Source organism: Devosia sp. Root436 (assembly GCF_001426345.1).
Taxonomy (GTDB): Bacteria; Pseudomonadota; Alphaproteobacteria; order Rhizobiales; family Devosiaceae; genus Devosia.
The window spans coordinates 349,927-365,913 of record NZ_LMEM01000011.1; the positions used below are offsets into that span (position 1 = coordinate 349,927).

Annotated in this window: 13 protein-coding genes; 3 read left to right on the plus strand and 10 right to left on the minus strand. The window is 64.4% G+C overall.

Translation table 11 applies throughout. The features are described 5' to 3' along the window. Positions 1–39: 39 nt before the first annotated feature. The 4 genes from ASD04_RS12770 to ASD04_RS12785 all read right to left on the minus strand — a co-directional run bounded on the left by ASD04_RS12770 (position 40) and on the right by ASD04_RS12785 (position 4,440). On the minus strand, positions 40–1,266 hold the full coding sequence (locus ASD04_RS12770) for a sugar ABC transporter substrate-binding protein (RefSeq protein WP_082531197.1): 1,227 nt from the start codon (positions 1,264–1,266) through the stop codon (positions 40–42). 109 nt (positions 1,267–1,375) lie between these two features. Beyond that, positions 1,376–2,431, minus strand: coding sequence for a LacI family DNA-binding transcriptional regulator (locus ASD04_RS12775; RefSeq protein ID WP_056257427.1), 1,056 nt, complete (start codon positions 2,429–2,431; stop codon positions 1,376–1,378). A gap of 60 nt (positions 2,432–2,491) precedes the next feature. Beyond that, on the minus strand, positions 2,492–3,394 hold the full coding sequence (locus ASD04_RS12780) for a sugar phosphate isomerase/epimerase (protein WP_056257431.1): 903 nt from the start codon (positions 3,392–3,394) through the stop codon (positions 2,492–2,494). Positions 3,395–3,405: 11 nt separating this feature from the next. After that, entirely contained in the window at positions 3,406–4,440 is a 1,035-nt protein-coding gene (locus ASD04_RS12785; protein ID WP_056257434.1) for a Gfo/Idh/MocA family oxidoreductase, read from the minus strand. Positions 4,441–4,606: 166 nt separating this feature from the next. On the opposite strand from ASD04_RS12785, the gene ASD04_RS12790 reads away from it, so the two are divergent. Continuing rightward, positions 4,607–5,644: a LacI family DNA-binding transcriptional regulator gene (locus ASD04_RS12790; protein ID WP_056257437.1), complete on the plus strand. Its 1,038-nt coding sequence runs from the start codon at positions 4,607–4,609 to the stop codon at positions 5,642–5,644. A 22-nt stretch (positions 5,645–5,666) separates the two neighbouring features. Here ASD04_RS12790 and ASD04_RS12795 read toward each other — a convergent pair whose 3' ends face one another. The 6 genes from ASD04_RS12795 to ASD04_RS12820 are packed head-to-tail and all read right to left on the minus strand — an operon-like array spanning position 5,667 to position 12,195. Beyond that, complete coding sequence (locus ASD04_RS12795; RefSeq protein WP_056257440.1) at positions 5,667–6,566, minus strand: PfkB family carbohydrate kinase; 900 nt, start codon at positions 6,564–6,566, stop codon at positions 5,667–5,669. Beyond that, entirely contained in the window at positions 6,563–7,630 is a 1,068-nt protein-coding gene (gene ugpC / locus ASD04_RS12800; RefSeq protein WP_056257449.1) for a sn-glycerol-3-phosphate ABC transporter ATP-binding protein UgpC, read from the minus strand. The genes ASD04_RS12795 and ugpC overlap by 4 nt, the downstream gene beginning before the upstream one ends. Further along, positions 7,630–9,138: an argininosuccinate lyase gene (gene argH / locus ASD04_RS12805; RefSeq protein ID WP_056257452.1), complete on the minus strand. Its 1,509-nt coding sequence runs from the start codon at positions 9,136–9,138 to the stop codon at positions 7,630–7,632. The genes ugpC and argH overlap by 1 nt, the downstream gene beginning before the upstream one ends. 3 nt (positions 9,139–9,141) lie before the next feature. Beyond that, entirely contained in the window at positions 9,142–9,999 is an 858-nt protein-coding gene (locus ASD04_RS12810) for a carbohydrate ABC transporter permease (RefSeq protein WP_056257454.1), read from the minus strand. A 1-nt stretch (position 10,000) separates the two neighbouring features. Next, entirely contained in the window at positions 10,001–10,915 is a 915-nt protein-coding gene (locus ASD04_RS12815; protein WP_244488314.1) for a sugar ABC transporter permease, read from the minus strand. A gap of 26 nt (positions 10,916–10,941) precedes the next feature. After that, positions 10,942–12,195: an extracellular solute-binding protein gene (locus ASD04_RS12820; RefSeq protein WP_056257458.1), complete on the minus strand. Its 1,254-nt coding sequence runs from the start codon at positions 12,193–12,195 to the stop codon at positions 10,942–10,944. A 176-nt stretch (positions 12,196–12,371) separates the two neighbouring features. Here ASD04_RS12820 and ASD04_RS12825 point away from each other — a divergent pair, with 176 nt between their 5' ends. Further along, positions 12,372–13,616, plus strand: coding sequence for an ROK family transcriptional regulator (locus ASD04_RS12825; protein ID WP_056257460.1), 1,245 nt, complete (start codon positions 12,372–12,374; stop codon positions 13,614–13,616). Positions 13,617–13,625: 9 nt separating this feature from the next. Beyond that, positions 13,626–15,980, plus strand: a complete 2,355-nt coding sequence (locus ASD04_RS12830) for a PIG-L family deacetylase (RefSeq protein ID WP_056257462.1) — start codon at positions 13,626–13,628, stop codon at positions 15,978–15,980. The last annotated feature ends 7 nt before the right edge of the window (positions 15,981–15,987 follow it).

Consider the following 15,987-nt stretch of genomic DNA (forward strand, 5'->3'; position numbering starts at 1 on the left):
GTCCGGCCGGAGCGAACCCCGGCCGGCCAGTGGGGAGGACTAGTTGAAGATGGTGTCGATGGTGGCCTGAGCCTGGTTCAGCGCGTCCATGGACGACATCTGACCGGTCAGGGCCTGCTGCATGGCGTCATAGATAGCCTTGGAAATCTTCTGCCAATCCGGGTGGGGACCACGCGGATTGGCATATTGCAGCTGTTCCTGGAACACCTTGAGGGCGGCATCCTTTTTCTCGACGCCAGTCACCGGCAGCGCAATATCGCCGCGGGCCGGCAGGTTGCCGAATTCGGGGAACAGGCGATCTTCCTGACTCACGTAATATTCGAGCAGGCGGAAGGCCTCATCGGGATGCTGGGTGGTCGACATGATGCCCCAGTTGAACCCCCCCAGGGCCGAGGAGCGTTCGCCGCCTTCGGTGATGGTAGGCAGCAGCGCCACGCCCCAGTCGAACTTGGCATCCTCGACCATGCGGTCGATTTCCCAGGGGCCGGAGATGGCCATGGCGGCATTGCCGGCATTGAAGGTGCCGGTGGAATCCCACTGGCCCAGGCTCAGCACGTCGCGCGAGGCCCAGCCGTTATCGATCATCTCTTTCCAGAGATCGAGCACCTGGGCGGCGCCTTCGGTATTGACCTTGTTGGCGTCGCCGCCGGACATCTGGATGATCGGCAGGAACTGGAAGGTGCCTTCCTCGCCAGCACGGGCGGAGAAAGTGGCGCCATAGACATTGTGGGTCGGGTCGGTGAGCTTTTCGGCATAGTCGACCACCTGCGCCCAGGTGGTGGGCGGCTCGGTGAGGCCGGCGGCGGCAAACATGTCCTTGTTGTAGAAGATGCCGATCGTGTCGGTATATTTGGGCAGGCCGAACAGCTTGCCATCCCAGGTCACCGAGTTCAGCGGGCCCTGAAAATACTCCGCCTTGCCGATGATATCGGAATTGGCGACGCGGTCGGTGATGTCGAGCATGGCGCCGCGCGACGAGAACAGCGCGAAGTCCGGATTGTCGAAGGAGACGATGTCGGGGGCATTGCCGGTGGCAAAGGCGCGCAGCGTCTCGTTCACCAGTTCATCGAACGGGATATAGCGGTACTCGACCACGATATCGTCATTGGCATCGTCGAATTCCTTGGAGAAGGTATCGGCGATGCCGGGGCGGTCATTGCCATCGATGGACCAGACCTTGAGCGTCACCTGCGCAGAGGCCGGGGTCGCTGCGACCAATGCGCCGACAGCGAGACCGGCCAATAGACCGAGCTTAACAAACTGCATTATATCCTCCCTTGCGGCCCTCGGGCCGCGATCCATGCCGCTTGGGTTCCTCTTCCCTTGCGGCCTTTCCTCGCTGCCGCAGGCGGTTGCAACGCCTGCGGCAGCACCCTTAAATCTCCTGGGGCGCCTCTCCCTTGTCGCTGGGGGCGATAGCATCGCCGCCGCAGGATTGGCGCACCACGAGCTTGCATGGCAGCTTGCGGACGCCCGGCTCGACCGGCTTGCCTTCGGCAAGCTCGAGGATCAGGCGTCCGGCCTCGCGGCCAAGTTCCTTGAGATTCATGTCCACGGTGGTCAGCGGCGGGCGGGTGGCGGCTGCCACGATCTCCCAATTGTCGAAGCCGATGACCGAAACATCCTCCGGCACGGCCACGCCCCGTTCGCGCAACGCATCGACCACGCCGCGGGCGATCTGGTCATTGCCGCAGAAGATGGCGTCGGGGCGCGGGGCCCCGGACGACCAGAATTGCGCCACGGCCTCGTGGCCCCAGGCTTCGGACCATGTTCCGTAAAGAATGGCAGCCCCTGCCCCTGCCGCAGCGCTGAAGGCGCGGGCGCGCGCCGTGACCGAGGCGAAGCTCTGTGGCCCGGTGATATGGACAAGGCGCTGACGCCCCTTGCCTAACAGCCATTCCGTTGCCTCGCGCGCGCCCTGTGCGTCGTCGGAGACCAGGGTGACGGCGTCGTCGGGGCCCTCGGTGAAGGCATAGACGACCGGCACCGGCAGGCCGGACAAATCCACCGGCAGGCGGCGGTCGATACGCTTGCCGGTGGCGATGATGCCATCGACCTGCTTGTCGAGCATGGCGTCGACATGGAGCCTGGCCAGCGCCGCATCGTCCTCGATGCCGCAGAGGAAAACCGAAACGCCCTCGTCCACCAGGGCTTCCGATATTCCGGCCATCACCGGCAGGGTGAAGCGGCCATAGGTGTCGTTGGTCAGCAGACCGACGGTGAAACTGCGGTGCTGGGTGAGGGCTCGCGCCATGGCATTGGGGCGAAAACCGAGTGAAGCGGCCGTCTGCTTGACGCGCTGGCGGGTCGCCTCGGTCATGCGGCCGGTGTCGTTGAGGGCTTTCGAGGCCGTGGCAACGCTGACGCCGGCGACGCGGGCGACGTCGTAGATGCGGATGCGTTCTGCCTTGACCACGTCGGCGTACCTCAAAGGAAAACCCTTTTCTCAGGTTTGATAAAACGGTTTCTCACGACTCGTCAATAGTCATACTTATCCTGTTATGGCTACGTGATCGCCACCACGGGCCGCCTTGAGATGGTTCAACGCGCGAATCTGGCCGGTCATTTCCAGCGCGTCGCGATAGACCGGATCATGCCAGCCTTCGATATCGATGGAGCCCGACCAGCCGGCCAGGCGCAGCTCGGAAATGACGTCGGTCCAGTTGCTGTCGCCGAAGCCCGGCGTGCGCATGAAGACAAATTTTTCCTTGCCGAAGACGCCATGATCGCGGATCACGTCCCAGCGGACGGTGGCGTCCTTGCCGTGCACGTGGAAGAATTTATGGGCCCACTTGCGGATCTGCGGCAGCGGGTCGATGAGATAGACCATCTGGTGGCAGGGCTCCCATTCGAGCCCGATATTGTCGTCCGGCGTCTCGTTGAACATCAGCTCCCAGGCATCGGGATTGTGCGCGATGTTCCAGTCGCCACTCTGCCAGTTGCCGTCCATGGCGCAGTTTTCAAAGGCGATGCGCACGCCCTTGTCGGCGGCGCGTTTCGCCAGCTCCGACCACACTTTGCGATATTGCGGCAGGCTGTCGGTCAGCGGCTTGTTGCGGATGCGGCCAGTAAAGCCGGCGACGCAGGTGGCGCCGAAATGGTGGGCATTGTCGATGCAGTCCTTCCAGCCCTGCAGGGTCTGGCGATCCATCTCCTGGTCCTCGAGCGGATTGCCGAACATGCCCAGGGTGGAAATGGTGATGTCGCGATTGCCGATGGCTTCGAGGCTGCGCTTGCCCAGCTCGGCAAGGTCCTGGCCATTGGTAGTCTGCCAGAAGAAAGGCTCGAAGCTCTCAAAGCCCAGATCGGCGATCTCGGCGATGCGCTCGGCGGACTTGCCGGCCGAAGCGCTGACCATGGTGCCGATGCGGATGGATTTGGCGGGATCGCTCACGTTGAAATTCCTCAAACTGCAATGGATACGCGCCGGCCCGTGCGCGCGCTTTCGATGGCGGCAAAGACCATGGCGAGGCTGTGGATATTGTCGCTGCCGACGGTCTCGGGCGGGCGCCCCGTCTCGATGGCGGCGAGAAAATCGGCGATGACGCTGGCATGACCATGCGTCTGGTCCGCATCGAGCGGGGGCGGCACGTCGATGGCCTTGAGATCGCGAAAGAAGCCACTGTCGCCATCGACGATGCGGGCCTCGAAACGGTCCTCGCCGTCCCAGAGCAGCGTGCCCTTGCTGCCGATGACGCGCCAGGCGCTCTCCCAGCTGGTATTGGCACCCTCGGCGCACCAGGAGCCGCGATAGTTGAAGACCATGCCGCCCTCGAACTCGAAAATGGCATTGGCCGCGGCGCCCTGGCGATACCATGAGCCGCGCGGATTGGTTTCGAGGCAATAGACGGCCTGGGGCGCCTTGCCGGCCATGAAGCGGGCAGCGTCCAGCGTGTGGATGGCCATGTCCAGCAGCAGCACATGGTCCATGTCCTCGCGGAAGCCGCCGAAATGGGCGCCGATGAAGAAATCGCAGTTGAGGCCGGTGATCTCGCCCAGCACGCCGCTTTCGATGAGCCGGCGGATGCGGCGGACACCGGCGACAAAGCGGCGGTTCTGCACGACGGCATGCAGGCGGCCGGCGGCGGCGGCCTGGGCAATCATCGCCCTACCCTCGTCGATGCTGGCCGCCATGGGCTTTTCGCTGAGGACATGACAGCCGTGGCGCAGGCCGGTCTCAACCACGCCGGCGCGAGCAGCGGGAACGACCACGTCGAACAGCAGGTCGGGCCCGGTCTGGGTGAGGATCGCGTCGAGGTCGGTGCCGATGGCAATGCCGGAGAGGCCGAATTCATCGGCGCGCGCCTCGGCAGTGGCAAGATCGAGATCGACCAGCCCGACCACCTGCACCTTGCCTGCGAGCAGGGGATGGGTGGCGATGGCGGTCAGCCAGCCCCTGGACATGCTGCCGCAACCGGCCAGCGCTGCCGTGAAAATCAAACGATCCTCCCTATGGACTTCAGCCTGCCCTTGCCGTCTTGTGCAGCATCGTGGAGCGCAGTCCCGTAAACGTTTACGACGCTATTATTTGGCCCCCGGATGTGTCAATGGGGATTCGTAAACGTTTACGGACAAAGCGGACCGCCTGAGGAAACTGCGGGAAAACATGACTGGTATCAGACGCTTGGCGCAGCAGCTCAACGTGTCCATCGGCACGGTTTCACGCGCCCTGAATGGCAAGCCCGACGTAAACGAGGAGACCCGCCGGCGCGTCGTGGAGGCCGCGGCGGCAATCGGCTACGTGCCCAACCAGGCCGGACGCTCGCTTCGCAAGGGGTCGACCGGCGTCGTCGGCTTCATGATGCAGACTGGCCCACAGATCACCGGCGAGGGCGACGTGTTCTTCATGAGCGTGTTCGACGGCGTGCAGACAGTGTTCGCCCGGCACCAGCTCGACCTGGTCGCCCTGCTGTGCTCGTCCGAAGAGGATCCCGAGGCCTATATGCAGCGCGTGGTGGCGCGGGGCTTCGCCGACGCGCTGATCATCTCCGCCACCAAACGGGTGGATCATCGCATCAACTTCATTTCCAGCCGCAAGATTCCATTCATCGCGCTTGGGCGTTCGGAAACCGATGCGGGGCACCCCTGGCTTGACCTCGACTTCGAGGGCATGGCCGAAGTCGGCGTGTCGCGGCTGATCGCCAAGGGGCACCGGCGGATCGGGGTCTTTGCGCCGCGCGACGACACCAATCTCGGCTTCGTCTTCGTTGACGCCTACCGCAAGGTGCTGGAACGGCATGGCATCGCGTTCGACGCGAACATGGTCTTCCGCGCGCCCCCCAATGAGCGGGGCGGGCACCAGATTGCCCATGCGATAGCCGCCATGCCGGCAGACCAGCGCCCGACCGGCTTCGTGCTCACCAACGAGGTCATGTGCGTTGGCTTCTACAATGGCCTGCACGAAGTCGGTCTCGTCCCCGGCAAGACCTTTGCCATTATCGGCCGCGACAGCCCCCAGGCCCATTACCTGGTGCCCAAACTGACCTGCTTCCGGCTGTCATTGCGCGACCTGGGCATTACGCTGGCCGAGAGCCTCCTGGCCACGATGCCGGCCTATGCGGAAGCCTATCCGCTTGGCGTCGTCCGCAAGGTCGTTCCGCTGGAGCTCGTGCCGGGCGACAGCGACATGGCCCTGCCTGCGTAGGGGCCAGCGTAGTTCTTCGGTGCTATGCCGCGCCGGATCGCAGCGCCGCCGTGCCCCCCACCGCCTGGACCGACAGGCTGCCCGCCATGATCGCGGCATCGAGGCATTGCTCGGCCCTGAGCCCGTCGAGCCAGGCATCCAGCAGACCGGCATTGAAGGCGTCGCCCGCCCCGGTGGTGTCGACAACCGTGACTGATGGCGCCGGCTTGGCGAAGCGCCATCCGCCCACGCTCAGCATCGCGCCCTCAGGCCCGAGCTTGATGGCGACCACCGGGAACACGCCCTCCAATATGCCAATGGCCGCTTCGACACTGCTGGTGCCTGTGATCGCCAGGGCTTCCTCGGCATTGGGCAGAAACACATCGACGCCGCCGCATGCAGCCAGCAATTCGGGACGGCGGATCAGCGTCTCGTCCCAGCTCGGATCGAGCGATACGGTCAGCCCGCTGGCCTTGGCGCGCTGCACCAGGTCGGAAAATTCGGCCAGCGTCGCAAATTCGGCAATATGCAGGTGGCGCGCCTGGTCCCAATCCAGCGCGGCGCCATAGTCACGCGGCAGAGCCCGCCCGGCCCGGCGCGACAGGAAGGCGCGATCGCTGGCATGGGCCATGACGACGGTCACCTGCGGCCCGGCATCGGCCTGCCGCTCGACAAACCGCAAATCGACGCCACTGGCCACCAATTGGCTTTCCAGCGCCATGGACAGCGAGTCGATGCCGAAGCGCGACAGCAATGCCGACGGCCGCTGGCGCGCCGCAATATGGGCGGCCGCAATGAAGGCGCCGCCGCCCAGCACTGGCGCCATGGCTTCGGCAAAAACCTCGGTGCCGAGCCGCGGCATATCCCGCAGCCCCGTGAATACCAGGTCGCAATAAATCCTGCCGGCACTGATGATGCCGCGCCGGCTCTGCTGACCGGTCATCGCCGGCCCAGACTCTGCTCGGTTGTGGCGTCGAACAGGTAAAGCGAACCCGGCAGCGCCGCAGCGGTGATGGTGCTGCCGACCTTGGGCACGAGCTTGCCGGGCGCCGTGGCGATGACTTCGGTCCCCGCGATATCCAGATGCACCAGGGTCTCCGAGCCGAGCGGCTCGACCGCGGTGACGGCGCCGGACAGCGACAGGCCGGAGGCGCCGGCTTCGCCGACCACCAGATCATGCGGCCGCACGCCAATCAGCACATCGCCGCTGGCGCTTGCTGAATCGAGGCCCGCGATCGTGGCGCCGGTCGCCGTCAGCGTGTCGCCGGCCGCCTTGCCCGGCACCAAGTTCATCGACGGGCTGCCGATGAAGCGCGCGGTGAACACGTCTACCGGGCTTTCGTAGAGCTCAGTCGGGGTTCCGACCTGCAGGATCCGTCCGTCGCGCATCACCACGATCTTGTCGGCCATGGTCATGGCTTCGATCTGGTCGTGGGTGACATAGACGATGGTCGTGCCCAATCGCTGATGCAGCCGCTTGATCTCGATCCGCATCTGCGCCCGCAATTGTGCGTCGAGATTGCTCAGGGGTTCATCGAACAGGAACGCCACCGGATCGCGCACCATGGCCCGACCGATGGCGACGCGCTGGCGCTGCCCGCCTGACAGTTCGGACGGCCGGCGCTTCAGCAAATCCTCCATGCCCAGGATTTTCGCCGTGGCCAGGATGCGCTGGTCCTTTTCGGCCTTGCTCAGCTTGGCGGTATAGAGCCCGAAGCCGATATTCTGCGCCACGCTCAGATGGGGGTAGATGGCATAGTTCTGGAACACCATGGCGATGTTGCGCTGCTTGGGCTCGCGCTCATTGACCACTTCGCCGCCAATTTTCAGCGTGCCGGCGGTAATGTCCTCCAAACCCGCGATCATGCGCAAAGTCGTCGACTTGCCGCAGCCGGAGGGGCCGACCAGCACCACGAATTCGCCATCGGCAATGTCAAGGTCGATGCCATGCACCGCTGTCGTCTTGCCGTAGCTTTTGACCAGCCCCCGCAGTTCGATATTTGCCATCAGGCCGCTCCCATCAGGGCAGAGAATTTGTGTTCGAGTTCTTGGACGGCGGCGGCCTCGCCATCGCCATGCCGCCGCATCAGCGCCGCAAAATCGGCCGCCTTGTCGCGGTAGCCGGCAATCGAGGCAGCAAGCGGCGCCGGCGCCGGACCGCCGAGACGGTCGCGCACCGCCACGAAATGCTCGGGCGATACCAATTCGGCGAAGAGCGCTGCATCTATGGTGGTCTGGCGGCCGGTTGCCTGTTGGAAAGCCGCGCGGAATGGCACAAAGCCATCGACCGGCAGATCGCCGTCCATGGCCACCACGGCCCTGGCCACCGCCGCTGCGATCTCGTGGCCCTCGCGGAACGACAGTCCTTCGCGCCGCACCAGGCTGTCGGCCAGTTCGGTAATGGTGATGCAGGACCGGCGGATATTGTTGGCCACCCGCGCCGGATCGATGCGGATCTGCGCCACTACCGCGGCCAGCAGGTCGAGCACCCGATAGGCGCTTTCGAAAGCCTCGTAGCCCATTGCCTGGGTTTCGCCTTCGCTGTCATTCATGTCGGTGAAGGGCGTGTTGTGCATCACGTCCAGCATGGCCCGCGCCCGGCCGAACGTCTGGCTGGCCAGCAGGCGGAGATGTTCGATCGGCACCGGATTGCGCTTTTGCGGCATGATCGACGATATCTGCACCAGGGCGTTGGGCACATAGACCTGCCCCACCTCGAAGCTGGTCCAGAACTGCAAATCCTGGATTGGCCGGCCGAGATGGAGAAACAGCAACTCAATAGCGCCATAGGTGGATGTCACATAATCCACCGCCGCGATGCAGCTATAGGAGTTCTGCAGCGGCGCCGCAAAGCCTAGCAGCCGGGCGATGCGGGCGCGATCTATCGGAAATCCCGACGTGGTGATCGCCGCGGCGCCCATTGGCGACAGGTCGACGATGGCGCGCGCCTCGAACAGACGCTCGATATCGCGGCCCAGCACTTCGATGACGGCTGCCAGATAGTGGCCGAAAGTTGTCGGCTGCGCCGGCTGGCCGTGCGTATAGGCCACGATCAGCGTCGCCTTTTCCCGCTCCGCGGCTGCGATCAGTGCATCGTAAAGCGCGATGGCCTTGCCCAGCAGCAGGTCGAGCCGCGTTTTCAGGCCCAGCTTGAACAGGGTGTGATCGATATCGTTGCGCGAGCGCGCGGTATGCAGCCGCCCGCCCAGATCCGGACCCAGCCGCGCCTTGAGTTCCTTTTCGATGAGAAAGAAGAAATCCTCGACCTCGCCGGTATAGACCAGCTTGGCCGGATCGACTTCAGCATCGATGGCCTGCAGCGCCCTGGCGATCTTGCCGGCCGATGCGGCATCGACAATGCCCGTCTCGGCCAGCATCACCAGATGCGCCCGGTCGATGGCGCGAAAGCCGGCGACATGGTGAGCCTTTGCCCCATCGAAGAGCGGGCGCAACACCGTGTCCTTGTAGACCGGATCGGGAAAGGTGCTGCTGTCGCTCGAACGCGGATCGGTCATGGTCTAGCCCTTCAGCCCGGCCAGCATCACGCCGCGCACGATAAAGCGTTGCAACACCAGGAACACGATCAAAGTCGGGATCGTCGCCAGCGCCGCCCCGGTCATGATCATCTCCCAGCGCGTATCCTGCGCATCCGAAAAGCTCGATAGCCCTACCGGCAGCGTATAAAGCTCGCGGCTGGTGGTGACGATCAGCGGCCAGAAAAACGCCGTCCAGTTGCCCAGGAAGGTGAAGATCGCCAGCGCCGACAAGGCCGGCGCCACCAAAGGCATCGCCACCTTCCACCAGATCTGGAATTCGTTGAGCCCGTCGATCCGCGCGGCTTCGAGAAAATCGTCCGGCACGGTTTCGAAGAACTGCTTCATGAGGAAGGTGCCAAAGGCCGTCATCATGCCCGGGAACATGATGCCCCAATAGCTGTCGAGCCAATGCAGCTGCGCGCTCATCAGATACCACGGGATCACCAGCATTTCGGTGGGGATCATCAGCGTCGACAGGATCGCGAGGAAAATGAAGTAGCGGCCGCGGAACTCGAACTTGGCCAGCGTGTAGCCCACCATGGAATCGAAGAACAGATTGGAGAGCGTCACGGTGATGGCGATGAAGCTGGAATTGAGGAACCAGCGCATGAAATTGCCATCCGACAGCACCTTGACGTAATTGTCGAAGCTCGGCGCCGCCGGGATCAGCCGCAGGTCATAGACCTGGCTGGCCGTTTTGAGCGAGGTCGAGAACATGTAGAGAATGGGCGTGATCATCAACAGCCCGCCCAGCAGCAGCACGGTCCAGATCAGGATTTGGCCGGGCCGGATGCGACCGAATTTCAGGGGCTGACCGGCGTCGGGTGCAATGGCGGTCATCTCAGCGGCTCCTCAACACCCAGAGTTGCAGCAAGGACACGATCAGCAGGATGGTGAACAGCACCACCGTCTGTGCCGCGGCATAGCCCATGTCGAAGGACGAGAACGCCGTCTGGTAGATCATCAGCACGATCGGCTTGGTCGAGCCCAGCGGCCCGCCCGGATCGTTGCTGGTCATGTTGTAGACCTGGTCGAAAATGCGCAGGAACCCGATCGAGGAGAAGACGACCAGAAATACCGTGGTCGGCTTGAGCAGCGGCAGCGTGATCTTACGCAGGATCGCCCCCTCGCCCAGCCCGTCGATGCGCGCAGCTTCATAAAAGGTCTGCGGAATGGCGCGGAGCCCGGCCAGGAAAATGATCACCTGGAACCCGAGCCCGGCCCAGATCGCCGTGACCATGATGGCCGGCAGTGCCTGTGTCGTCGACTTGAGGAAGGTCTGCTGCGGAATGCCGAATTGCGCCAGGAAGCCGTTGATCAGCCCGATGGGCACCGGCTGGTAAATCCAGCGCCATACCCAGGCCAACGCAGCGGCCGTGGTCAGGAATGGCAGGAAATACAGCGCCCGGATAAAGCCGTGCATGAAGCGGACGCGGTCGAGATAATAGGCAACGGCGAAGGCCACCACCAGGCTCACCGGCGCGCCGATGATGAGATAGGTGAAGGTGTTGCGGAATACCTTCCAGAATGCCGGATCGTGGATCAGCTTGTCGTAGTTTTCGAAACCCACGAACTGGGCCGGCTTGAGAATGTCCCAGTCGGTGAATGAAATCCAGAACGCCTGGAAGGTCGGATAGAACCGAATCCAGCCGTAGAAAATGATTGGCAGGGCGAGAAACGCCCAAGCCCAGATGACGCGTTTGGTGCGGATCGGGAACCGGTCCCAGACGCGGCCCTTGGGGGCCGCGTCGCCGATGGTTGCGCCGTGCGTCACGATGCCGGTTACTTCGTCGCGTCGTCGATGATGGCCTGCTCGGCGGCTGCCGCTTCAGCCACGGAATCGGCGGGAGACTGGCCTTCGAGCAGCACGCGGTTTGCCATGTCGATGGCGACCTGACGCTGGCCGGCTTCGTCGACGAACTGGGTCGTCTGCGCATAATCCAGCGCCTTGAGGAAGGGCGCCAGGACCGGGTCGGCAAGGTTGGTATCGGTCAGGGCCGCGGCCTTGCGGGCCGGCAATTCGCCGACGACCTCGAGCCAGATCTGCATGGCCTCGGGCGAAGAGACATAGGCCAGGAACTTCTCGGCGGCGGCGAGTTCTTCGCCCTGTGCCGAGGAACCGATGCCATTGGCAAAGTAGCTGGCATAGTTGGACCGCAGGCCATCGGCATTGGCCGGCAGTTCGGTCACGCCCCATTCGAACTGATCGATGGTCCGGAACGAACCGAGCCGGAACGTGCCGTCGATGGTCATCGCCGCCATGCCGCCGCGGAACGCGGCCTGCCCTTCATCCATGAAGCCAGCCTGGCCCACCTTCTGCTCAGTCTGCAGGTCGGTGTAGAATTTCAGCGCCTCGGTGCCACCTTTCTCGCCATAGGTCACCGTGCGGTAGTCATCGCTATAAGGCACGCCGCCGAACTGGCGCGTCAGGACTTCGCGCCACCACTGGTGATCCTGCCCGGCCATGTCGAGCGTGATGCCTTCGGAAATCAGATTGCCGGCATCGTCATGCTTGGCGGTCGCCACGGCAGCGGCAACCAGCTCATCCAGCGTCTGGGGCGGATTGGCGGGGTCCAGCCCGGCTTCCTCGAACAGCTTCTTGTTGTAGAACAGCGCCAGCGAGCGCACCGCGGTTGGCAGGCCGTAATAGTCGTCGCCACGCTTCATCGCCGTCACGATCGGGAAGAAATCGGCTTCGATCTGGTCATGGGGGAATGCGGTGGTCGACAAGGGCTGCAGCACGCCGCCGCTCTGGAACTTGTCGAGCCAGCCGTAGAAGAGCTGCAGCACGTCCGGCCCCTGCCCGGCTGCCTTGGCCGCGATCACCCGTGTCTGGTAATCGTCATAGGGGAAGGTCGTCTGCTTGACCGTGATGTCGGGATTGGCCGCCTCGAAATTGGCGATCAACTGATCCATCGCCGTGACGCGGGTGTCATAGGCATATTGCCAGTATTCAATTTCCACTGCCTGGGCAGCGCCCAGCGTTAGCAGACTGATCCCGGCCGCAAGGCCGGCGAGCATGAACCGATTGCGCATCGTTACCTCCTTATGGTCCGCCACGCGACATTTCTGCCGGCGTATGAACGGACAAACTCCCTGTTTCGAGACCAGCCATGGCCACGCCTCAAGCCTGGTAGCTCATCTGGCGCGGCCAAACTTGTCAATACAATAATCTACTTGAGTTATTCTGACGCGAGAAATAGCCTTCCACCATGGAGCGGGATTTAAGCAAACGCGAAAGATCGGGAGCGCGCGGCAGCCTCGCCATCGGCAGCAATCCAGAGCGCAACCGGCTGCATAACCGGCGTGTCGTGCTCGACGTGGTGCGCAGCCAGGGCCATCTCGGACGCACCGAAATTGCCCGCCGCGCCCATCTGACGCCGCAGGCGGTGACCAATATCGTCGATGAACTGGTGGCGGAAAACCTGCTCATCCAGCTCGGTCGGCTACGTTCGGGCCGCGGCCAGCCGCCGATCCAGTTCGCCGTAAATCCCGACGGCCCGATGACCGCCGGCATTGAAATCGCCGCCGACCATATCGGCGCCGTCCTGCTCGATCTCAGCGGAAGGGTGCGAGCCCAGTCGGTGCGGCCGGTTGCCGATACCAGCCCCGCCGGAATTCTTGCCGACCTGCGCGACGCCGTGGACGCCTTGCGTCAGTCGGTGCCGGGCATCGCGGTCAACCTGCTCGGCGTCGGCGTGGTGATGCCCGGCCCCTTCGAAATCGAGGGGATGAGTTCGGTCGGTCCTGCGACCCTGCCCGGCTGGGACGGGCTGGATGCCAGGGCGCTCGCCTCCGAAGCCATCGGCGAGCCGGTCGAGATCGAAAACGACGCCACCGCCGCCGCCGTGGGCGAACGGCTTTATGGCGCCGGCCGGGATTTTGCCAATTTCGGCTTCGTCTATTTCGGCGTCGGGCTGGGATTGGGCATTATCCAGGAGGGCCGCCCCTTGCGCGGCGCCTTTGGCAATGCCGGCGAAATCGGCCACTTCGTCGTCACCCCGCGCAACCGCCCGGCGCTTTATGGCCCCGATGGCGCGCTGGAGAATTTCGCCTCGCTCTATGCCCTGCGCGAAAAGCTGGCTGCCGCCGGCATCGCCGCGACGGACGTGGCGGACCTGCAGATGCTGCATGATGCCGACAATCCGGTGCTGCTCGATTGGATCGCCGAGGCTGCCGACTATCTGGCGCCGACGGTCGCGGCGCTGGAGAACCTGCTTGATCCGCAAACCATCATCTTTGGCGGCGCGCTGCCCGACTCAGTGATCGACGCAATCATCGCGTCGCTCGATCCCATGCCGGTCTCGGTCGCCACGCGCCGCGTGCGCACCGCACCGCGCGTCATTCGCGGCCAGACCGGGCAATTGACCGCGGCGCTGGGCGCTGCTGCATTGCCCATGCTCGAAACCGTGACCCCCCGGCTGCATCTCGCACCCGGCCTGCCGACCACGCCTTAAGGACAGACCATGTTGACCGCCCGCGAGCGCCTTGCCCGCCAGAAATCGCGTCCCCTGCTGATCGAACTGCACCGGGCGCTCAGCCGGCTGACCTCGACGCTGACGGTGATGAATACCGGCGCGCATCCCGACGACGAACAATCGGGCATGCTGGCGGCCATGCGCTTCGCCTTTGGCATGCATGTCATCGTCGCCTGCTCGACGCGGGGCGAAGGCGGCCAGAATGGCCTCGGGCCCGAACGCGGCGGCGCGCTGGGGGTCCTCCGCACCCGCGAGATGGAAGAAGCCGCACGCACGCTGGACGCCGATATCGTCTGGCTCGGTCATGGCCCCGACGATCCGGTGCACGATTTCGGCTTTTCCAAGAACGGCGCCGATACGCTGGCGCGCTGGGGCCGGGACCGTATCATCGAACGCCTGGTTATCGCCTATCGCCGTGACCGGCCCGATATCGTCATTCCAACCTTCCTCGACGTGCCGGGCCAGCATGGTCACCATCGCGCCATGACCGAAGCTGCCGAAGCCGCCATCGTTCTGGCCGCCGACCCCAGCTATCTGACGCCCGGCCTCACCCCCTGGTCGGTCGGCAAATATTATCTGCCGGCCTGGCCGGGCGGCGGGGACACCTATGACGACGAGGTGCCCCCGCCCAATGCCAGTGTGCGCGTCGTGGCGCCTGGTGTCGACATGCCCACCGGCGCGGCATTCAGCGAGATCGGGGAATGGTCGCGCGCTTTTCACGCCAGCCAGGGCATGGGCCGCTGGAAAGTCACGCCAACGACCGAATGGCCGCTGCATCTCAAGCTCGGCCCTGCCGGTACCGAGACCGATATCCGCCAGAACCTGCCCGCGACGCTGGGCGAACTTGCCGATGGCCAGAGCGGGCCCGCGGCCATCGCGCTCCGCGCCGCACAGGCCGGCATCGACGCGGCGGTCGCAGCCTTCCCCGATAGAGCGGCCATCACCGATGCCCTCATTGCCGCCGCGACCGCGCTTGATGGCGTTTCCGACCTTGAGGACATCCACGCCCACCGCATCCGGCGCAAACTGAACGAGATCGATGCCGCCCTGCTGCTGGCCGCCGGCATTGCGCCGATCGCCTGGGCCGAGCCCAACCGGGTGGCGCCGGGTGAAAAGTCAACGCTCAGCATCGCCACCGGGGCGCATGCCGTTTCGGCTACGCCGATAGCCCGTGGCCCGCTGCATGTCGGGTCGGCGGCGCCCGCCGATGGCGTCATGCACTATCCCATCGCCGTCAGTTCCGAGGCGCCGCTGAGCAGCCTCTATCCGCCGGGATTTTCCAGCCTGGGTGGCAATGGCGAATTGAGCGTGGCCCTGGAGACCACGATCGGCGGCCGCGTGGTTCGCGCGACGATCGAACTGGAGGAGCCGTTTTCAATTGGCCCGGCGCAGTCGGTGCAATTGCTGCCCGAAGCGGTCATCCTGCCATCGGGCGAACCCAGCCGGCCATTGCCGATCGCCATTCGTTCTCAATCGTCGATCGCCAATGCCACCCTGATTGTTCCGACCGGATGGGGTGCGGTCCGCAGCGAGACCGGGGTTACCGTCAGCCCACCGTCGAAGCTGCCCAATGGGCTTTATCGCCTGCCCCTGATGGCCGACAGGCGCCTGGCCTACCGCCAAACCCCGATCGACTATCCCCATATCGGCCGCAGCCAGTTCCTGACGCCGCAGGCGCTCAATGTGCTGGCGCTCGATCTGCAGCGCCCCGCCGATACGCGCATCGGCTATGTCGGCGGCGGCAGCGATCGCGTCGGGTACTGGCTGGGCGCCATGGGGTTCGACACCACCGACCTCGATGCCGACGCCCTGGCCGGCGACCTGTCCGGATACACCACCATCGTTGTCGGCACCTTCGCCTTTGGCGTCCGCCCCGACCTGGCCGCCGCCATCGGCAAGCTGCGCGCATGGGTCGAGGCCGGCGGTCATCTGCTTACGCTTTATCACCGCCCCTCCGATGGCTGGGCGCCCGACGCTACGCCGCCGCGCCGCGTGGTGATCGGCAGCCCCTCGCTACGCTGGCGCGTCACCAATCCGGAGGCGCCGGTCACCATCCTCGCGCCCAAGCACAAACTATTGACCAGACCCAATAAAATCGGCCCTGACGATTGGGCCGGCTGGGACAAGGAGCGCGGCCTTTACTTCGCGGCCGATTGGGACGCGGCCTACGAACCGCTGCTGTCGCTGCACGATGCGGGTGAAAAACCGCTAAGGGGTGCGTTGATTTCGGCGCCGGTCGGCAAGGGCCGCCATACCCATACGGGGCTGGTGCTGCATCATCAGCTCGACCATCTGGTTCCCGGCGCATTCCGGTTGATGGCCAACCTGGTGCAGCCGGCATAATTTCCGA